Source organism: Corallococcus sp. CA049B, from assembly GCF_003611685.1.
GTDB classification, from domain to species: Bacteria; Myxococcota; Myxococcia; order Myxococcales; family Myxococcaceae; genus Corallococcus; species Corallococcus coralloides.
In genome coordinates this window covers 21,982-29,176 of record NZ_RAWC01000107.1, presented here as the reverse complement: position 1 = coordinate 29,176, position 7,195 = coordinate 21,982, and the positions used below count along the sequence as shown (strand labels likewise).

The window sequence follows — 7,195 nt, the reverse complement described above, 5'->3', positions numbered from 1 at the left end:
CCTTCCACCGGCTCCTGGAGGGGGGCAACCTGGACGGGCTGGTGGACTCGGACGGGCGCTCCTGCCGGGCCACGGCGGTGGAGTCCCTGCTGTCCCTGGGCTTCCCCTACGCGCTGGAGGTGCGCCCGGAGGACCTGGAGCACCTCACGAACGCCCCCGCCCCGGGCGCGCGGCTGACGCCTCCCAGAGGCGGGCCCTTCCCGGCCCTGGCAGTGGGGCTGGGGGCGCTGGCGCTCCAGGTGGTGCTGGGACTCACAGGCGTCGTCGTGCCCGGCGGGCTGCTCATCCTGCAGGGGCTCCTGACCCTGCTGTCCCTGACCCTGCTGACGGTTGCCTCCGTGGGCTCTCCCCTGTATCGCGGAGCCCTGGCGCTGCTGACGGTGGTGTCCGGGGTCGGGTTGGGGATGGTGCTGGTGCCAGAGGTTCCGGCGGGTTGGGCGGCCGGATTGGGCGGGCTGGTGGCCGCCTTCCTGGCTGCCCTGCGCAAGAGCTGACCGCCAGGACCCGAAACGGATGTCAGAGGGGTGGACTAGGGTCTACCCATCGCGTACTAAAAGCGCGTTCAGGTGGACCGGGGTGGTCCACTCTTCCAAGGAGCGACGAGAAATGGCCGTGAATCAGGAGAAGGAAAAGGCGATCGAGCTGGCGCTGGCGGCGGTGGAGCGTCAGTTCGGCAAGGGGTCCATCATGCGGCTCGGCAACGACGAGCCCATGATGAAGGACGTCCAGGCCATTTCGACGGGGTCCACTTCGCTCGACATCGCCCTGGGCGTGGGCGGCGTGCCGCGCGGGCGCATCATCGAAATCTTCGGGCCGGAGTCCTCCGGCAAGACGACGCTGTGTCTCCACATCGTCGCGGAGGCGCAGAAGAAGGGCGGCGTGTGCGGCTACATCGACGCCGAGCACGCGATGGACGTGGGCTACGCGCGCAAGCTGGGTGTGCGCACCGACGACCTGCTCCTGTCCCAGCCGGACACCGGTGAGCAGGGCCTCGAAATCGCGGAGATGCTCGTGCGCTCCGGCGCCATCGACGTGCTGGTGGTGGACTCGGTGGCCGCGCTCGTGCCGAAGGCGGAACTGGAAGGCGAGATGGGCGACGCGCACATGGGCGTGCAGGCGCGCCTCATGAGCCAGGCGCTGCGCAAGCTCACGGGCACCATCTCCAAGAGCCAGACGTGCGTCATCTTCATCAATCAGATCCGCATGAAGATTGGCGTGATGTTCGGCAACCCGGAGACGACGACGGGCGGCAACGCGCTGAAGTTCTACGCGTCGCAGCGCATGGACATCCGCCGCGTGGGCGCCATCAAGAACGGCGAGAACGTGGTGGGCAGCCGCACCCGCGTGAAGGTCGTGAAGAACAAGGTGGCGCCTCCGTTCAAGGAGGTGGAGTTCGACATCATGTACGGCGCGGGCATCTCGAAGGAGGGCGACCTCATCGACCTCGCGTCCAACGACGGCATCATCGAGAAGAGCGGCAGCTGGTTCTCCTTCAAGGGGGAGCGCATCGGCCAGGGCCGGGAGAACGCGAAGGAGTACCTGCGCGAGCACCCGGACACCTACAAGGAGGTCGAGGCGCTGGTGCTGGAGAAGTACGGCATCGGCAAGCCCGCGGGTGCGGCGCCCGCCGCGGACGCCCCCAGCGAGCCGGCGGAAGGCGAGAAGCGCCCTCGCGTGAAGGCCGTGAAGTAGCCCGCGAAGCGTCTCGTGGAATGGCCCGCCGCGCACCTCCGGGGGGAGCGGCGCGGCGGGTGAAGCAGCAAGAGAAGGGGCCGGTCTCCAGCGATGGGGCCGGCCCCTTTTTCTTCACCGTGAGAGGGATTGCGGGGTTGTGACGCGCACGGTCATCACCGGCCTGTCGCCGGGATGTTTCGTGTGGAGGGAGGAGCGCCTCTAGACTTCGCGGACCGGGAGCCCCTTCACCCCTGCTTCCCGCTGGAGTCCATCGCCTTGTTCAACCCCTTCAAACGCCGCACGTTCCTGCAAGCCGTGGTTGCTGTCGCGGCGACGACGACCTTTGGATGCTCCGACGACGACTCGACGGACGCGTCGGATGGCTCGCCCTACTTCCCGCAGTCGCTGGCGTCGGGGGATCCGCGTCCGGACAGCGTGGTGTTGTGGGTGCGCGTGGAGGACAAGGACCGCGCCGGGGCGGACCTGCCCTTGCGGTTGGAGGTCTCCCCGACGGAGGACTTCAAGACGCTGGTGCTGGACAAGAAGGACCTGTCCGCGCTGGCGGCGCATGACCACGCGGTGAAGGTGAAGGTCACCGGGCTGTCCGCGCGGACGACGTACTACTACCGCTTCTCCTACGAGAAGGACGGCCAGAAGCACACCACGCGCACCGGGCGCACGCGCACCGCGCCCGCGGCGGGGGATGACGTGCCGGTGAAGTTCGTCTTCGCCAGCTGCCAGGACTTCATTGGCCGCTACTACAACGCCTGGCAGCGGCTGTTGCAGCTGGACGTGGACCTGGACTTCGTCGTGTTCCTGGGCGACTACGTCTACGAGACGACGGGCGACACGTCCTTCCAGTCCGGCGACGGCGGCCGGGCCGTGCGCTTCAGCGCGCCGGAGGAAGCGCTGCCGCAGGGCGCGGGCCTCACCGCGTTCCTGGCGGCGAACTCGCTGTCCAACTACCGCGACCTCTACAAGACGACCCGCACGGACCGGCAGCTGCAGGGCGTCCACGAGCGCTACCCGTTCATCATCGTCTGGGACGACCACGAGTTCTCCGACGACTGCTGGCAGGACGTGGCCACGTACGAGGACGGCAAGCGGGACGAGACGCAGCTGGACCGCAAGCTCAACGCGGAGCAGGCCTTCCTGGAGTACATCCCGCTGGACACGGCGCAGTCGCCCGAGGGCGCCATCGACGTGGGCAGCGAGCCGCGCTTCCCCAACTCGCGCATCTACCGTGACTTCGAGTACGGCAAGCACCTGAAGCTGCTGGTGACGGACTACCGCAGCTACCGTCCGGACCACCTCATCCCGGAGGACGGCTACCCGGGCACCGTGGCGCTGGACGCGACGCTGCTGGGCGCGGCGCTCCAGGACCAGCCGGACGTGGTGAAGCAGACGTTCCAGGCGGACACGTTCGCGTACGTGAACATCGACGACGCGGCGTACGCGGCCCAGAAGCAGGTGCTCCAGGGCGTGTACCTGAGCCAGGCGAAGGCCGCGGGCCTGACGGACGCGGAGGCCGCGCAGAAGGCCGGCAAGTGGGTGGCCGGCCCGGTGGCGCTCTACTACGTGAACCAGGTGCTGGCGGCGGTGAACAAGGACCTGGTGATTCCGCCCGCGGACAAGCCCCGGGGCCTGGCGTACGCGCACATGGGCAAGGCGGCGCTCTTCAACATCCAGGGCTCGCGCTACGTGGTGGTGAAGGACACCTTCGACCTGTTCGCGGCGGTGAAGTTCAAGCTGACCGCCGGCAAGAGCGAGGACGTGTTCGGCCCGGCCCAGGAGGAGTGGTTCCAGCAGACGCTCACGAAGGCGACGAACACCTGGAAGATGGTGGTGAGCTCCACGTCGCTGTCGGCGCTCATCTGGGACTTCCGGGCGCAGGCGGACATCAGCGACCCGACGCTGCGCCAGCGCTTCTACTTCAGCGTGGACCAGTGGGACGGCTTCCCCACGAAGAAGAAGGTGATGCTCAACGCGCTCAAGCAGGGCGTGACGAACACGCTGTTCCTCTCCGGGGACATCCACGCGTCGTTCGCGTCGGTGGAGGAGGGCGTGCCCACGCTGACGGCGCCGGCCATCACCTCCGGCTCCATCAAGAGCCTGGCCAGCCTGGCGCTGATTGGCGCGGGCTACGCAACGGGGGCGCCGGTGTACCAGCACGCCGTCGTGGAGATGGAGAAGACGCTCCAGGCGTCCAACCCGGGCCTGCGCTTCGCGGACGCGGACTCGCACGGCTTCGTGCTGGTGGAGGTGAAGGCGGACGAGACGCTCGCCACCTTCCACCTCATCCCCGCCGCAGAGGTGGCCAAGGACTACTCCAAGCGCGCGGACAGCGAGCTGGAGGCGAAGTTCACCGCGAAGACCTTCCGCGTGAAGAACAGCGACATCCAGCCGGCCTGAGCGGGACGGTCCTGAGGTGAAGCGAAGGGCCGCGTGGGGGCACTCCCCGCGCGGCCCTTTTCATGCGGTGCCCGTGGGCTTCTTCAGCGCGGGGCGACCCGCAGGATGAGCCCCGCCGGAGGAAGCCGGTTGGGGTTCACGTCCCCGCCCCACCACGTGAGGGTTCCGTCCTGCAGCAGCGCGACGCCGTTGTAGGTCCCCATGGGCATCGCGTCCACGACGCCCGTCAGCGTCGCGGGCGGGCTCGCCTGCCCGTAGTCATTGCGTCCCCAGGCGCGCAGGGTGCCGTCCTTGCGGAGGGCCACGAGGAGGTCGTGGCCGCCGCGCACGTCGATGAAGCCGACCGGGTCCGTGACGTCCTCGTAGCCGTCCTGGCTGGCGCCGAAGTCCCAGCCCCGGAGGTTGCCATCCGACAGGATGGCGGCGCTGCCGAAGGTGTTGCCCCCGATGGCCGTCACGCCGGACAGGTCCTGCGGAGGCGTGCTGACCTGCCCGGACTGATCGCGCCCCCAGGTGACGACGGTGCCGTCCGCCTTGAGCGCCAGCGAGAAGTACGTGGAGACGGAGAGGGCCACCACGTCCTGGAGTCCCGCGGGGACCTTCGTCCGGTCGTACTCGGAGCCGCCCCAGGCCACGACCGTCCCGTCCCGCCGCAGCGCCGCCGCGATGTTCGAGGCCGCCGAGATGGCGACGACGTCCGACAGGCCCGCGGGGACCGGCGCGCGGGAGCCGCCCAGGTCCCCCCACTCCACGACCGTGCCGTCGGCCTTGAGGGCCACGGCGAAGGCTTCGCCCGCGGCCACGCTGACCACGTCCGCCATGCTCCCGCCTCCCGAGGGGAGGTCGGGGCCCCATCCGGTGACGGTGTCATTCGGCGTGATGCCCAGATTCCAGTCGTAGACGGAGGTGGAGGTCGCCAGGGTTTGCTGCCGCACGACGCGCAGGGACACCGTGGCGGCGGGCCGCCAGGCCGGGCCGGGCTTCAGGATGACGTCGTGCACGCCCGGGCTGACGTTCGCGGGGACGCGCACCACCACCTGGGTATCGGACCAGAAGAAGTAGTCGGACACCTCGACGCCGCCCACCGACACGTGGGACTCGCCGCGCTGCGCGCCGAAGCCGGAGCCGGTCAGCTCCAGGTGGCCGCGCTGGACCGCCAGCTTGGGCACGACGAGGGTGGGCGCCCCCGCCCGGGTGAGGGTGAGCTCGACCGTCGCCGGCTCGTCCAGGCGGACCTCCACGGAGACCTCCGGGCTGACGTAGTTGTCCTTGGAGGCGGAGACGGTATAGGCCCCGGTGAGCAGCTCGGGCATGGAGAAGCGGCCCTCCGCGTCCGTCGTCGTGCCCATCCGCTCCGGGCCGTCGGCCACGACCGTGAGGCCCGCGGCGCTCTCGCCGTCCTCCAGCACGACGCGTCCGGTGACGCCACCGCGCTCCCGGTAGAGGAGCCCGGAGACGGACGTCTGCGCGTTCGCGCGCACCTCCACCTGCTGTTCGTACGGGAGATAGGTGTCGCGCCGCGCGCGCAGGGTGTACGTGCCCGTGGGGATGCCCGTGAGGGCGAAGGCGCCCTGGTCGTTCGTCTGGGTGGTGAAGGCCGTGTCCACGAGCGCGACTTCGATGTTCGCGACGCCGACGCCACCCTCCAGGAGGACGGTGCCCGCCACGCTGCCGCGCTCGCGGGTCAGCGTCTGGGTGACGGAGGTCTGCGCGTTCGCGCGCACCTCCACCTGTTGCTCGTACTGGGCGTAACCCTCACGCGAGGCCCGCAGGGTGTACGTGCCCGTGAGGACTCCGGTGAACGTGAAGCGGCCCTCCGCGTCCGTGAGCGTGGAGTGATCCGTGCCGACGAGCTGCACCGCGATGTCCCCGGCGCTGGCTCCGCCCTCCAGGAGGAAGGTGCCTGCCACGGAGCCGCGCTCGCGTGACAGCGTCTGGGTGACGGAGGTCTGCGCGCCCGCGCGGATCTCCACCTGCTGCTCGTACGGGACATAGGCGTTGAGCTGTGCGCGCAGGGTGTACGTGCCCGTGGGGACGCCCGTGAGGCTGAACTGGCCCTGGGCATTCGTCTGGGTGCTGAAGTTCGTGTCCACGAGCAGCACCGCGATGTCCCCGGCGCTGGCTCCGCCCTCCAGGAGGAAGGTGCCCGCCACGCTGCCGCGCTCGCGTGACAGCGTCTGGGTGACGGAGGCTTCCGTCGCCGTCTTCACCTCGATCTGCTGCTCGTGCTGGACGTAGCCAGCGCGCTGGGCCCGCAGGGTGTACGTGCCCGTGGGGACCCCGGTGAACGTGAAGTGGCCCTCCGCGTTCGTGACAGTGCTGAAGTCCGTGCCGACGAGCAGCACCGCGATGTCCCCGGCGCTCCCTCCGCCCTCCAACTGCAGGGTCCCGGCCACCGTCCCGCGCTCGCGCTGGAGGGACAGGGTGACGGAGGCCTGGGCGTCCACGCCCACCTCCACCGTCTCCTGGGCCGGCTCATACGTCTCCTTCAGCACCTGCACGGTGTACGAGCCCGTGGGCAGCTCCGTGAAGACGAAGTGGCCCTGCGCGTCCGTCTGGGTCTGGTGCGAGGTGCCCGTCAGCGCGACGGTGATGCCCTCCGCGCTGACGCCCCCTTCCAACTGGACGGTGCCCGTGAGGCCGCCTCGCTCGCGCTGGAGCGTGAGCGTCGCGGACGCGGTCTGACGCGCCTTCACCTCCACGGCTTCACTTGCTTCACGGTAGAGGGGCTTCTGCACGATCAGGGTATGGGCGCCCGGTGAGACGTCCTCCAGCGTGAAGCGGCCCTCCGTGTCGGTCGTCGCCGTGAGCTCGGTGCCCTGCACCGTGACCGCGATTCCCTCCGGTGAGGCCGCGTCGTCGAGCGCGACCTGCCCGGAGACCCGGCCCACGAAGGGGTTTGCATCGGGCGGCGGCAGGGGGGATTCGCCAGGGCCGTTGCAGGCCGCGGTCAGGACAAGAAGGAGGTAGAGCCAGGAGGAACGTGCGAGGCGCATGAAGAGCAATGACAGGGAAGTGAGGCGTTGGCGGGGGAAACGGATTCTGGCCCGGGCGCTCATGGAGAGCCACCCCCCCTCTCAATCCTGGCGGGGACGGGTATTTTGATTTT

3 protein-coding genes and 1 pseudogene are annotated in these 7,195 nt (G+C 69.5%); 3 read left to right on the top strand and 1 reads right to left on the bottom strand.

Annotated elements, in window-relative coordinates; all coding sequences use genetic code 11:
* The 3 genes and pseudogenes from D7W82_RS40595 to D7W82_RS22655 all read left to right on the top strand — a co-directional run.
* Window positions 1–494, top strand: a pseudogene (locus D7W82_RS40595) (hypothetical protein); the annotation flags it as partial.
* 112 nt (window positions 495–606) lie between these two features.
* Window positions 607–1,692 (top strand): recombinase RecA, encoded by a 1,086-nt coding sequence (gene recA, locus D7W82_RS22660; RefSeq protein ID WP_120620337.1) that lies wholly within the window; start codon window positions 607–609, stop codon window positions 1,690–1,692.
* Between the two features lie 258 nt (window positions 1,693–1,950).
* Window positions 1,951–4,086, top strand: a complete 2,136-nt coding sequence (locus D7W82_RS22655; RefSeq protein WP_370451066.1) for an alkaline phosphatase — start codon at window positions 1,951–1,953, stop codon at window positions 4,084–4,086.
* 83 nt (window positions 4,087–4,169) lie between these two features.
* Here the strand turns inward: D7W82_RS22655 and D7W82_RS22650 are convergent, their stop codons facing one another.
* Window positions 4,170–7,082 (bottom strand): carboxypeptidase regulatory-like domain-containing protein, encoded by a 2,913-nt coding sequence (locus D7W82_RS22650; protein WP_158617710.1) that lies wholly within the window; start codon window positions 7,080–7,082, stop codon window positions 4,170–4,172.
* Between the last annotated feature and the right edge of the window lie 113 nt (window positions 7,083–7,195).

Bases quoted from the DNA above. Each gene is read 5' to 3' on its own strand.
- recA (WP_120620337.1), top strand. From the start codon at position 607: ATGGCCGTGAATCAGGAGAAGGAAAAGGCGATCGAGCTGGCGCTGGCG.
- D7W82_RS22650 (WP_158617710.1), bottom strand. From the start codon at position 7,082: ATGCGCCTCGCACGTTCCTCCTGGCTCTACCTCCTTCTTGTCCTGACC.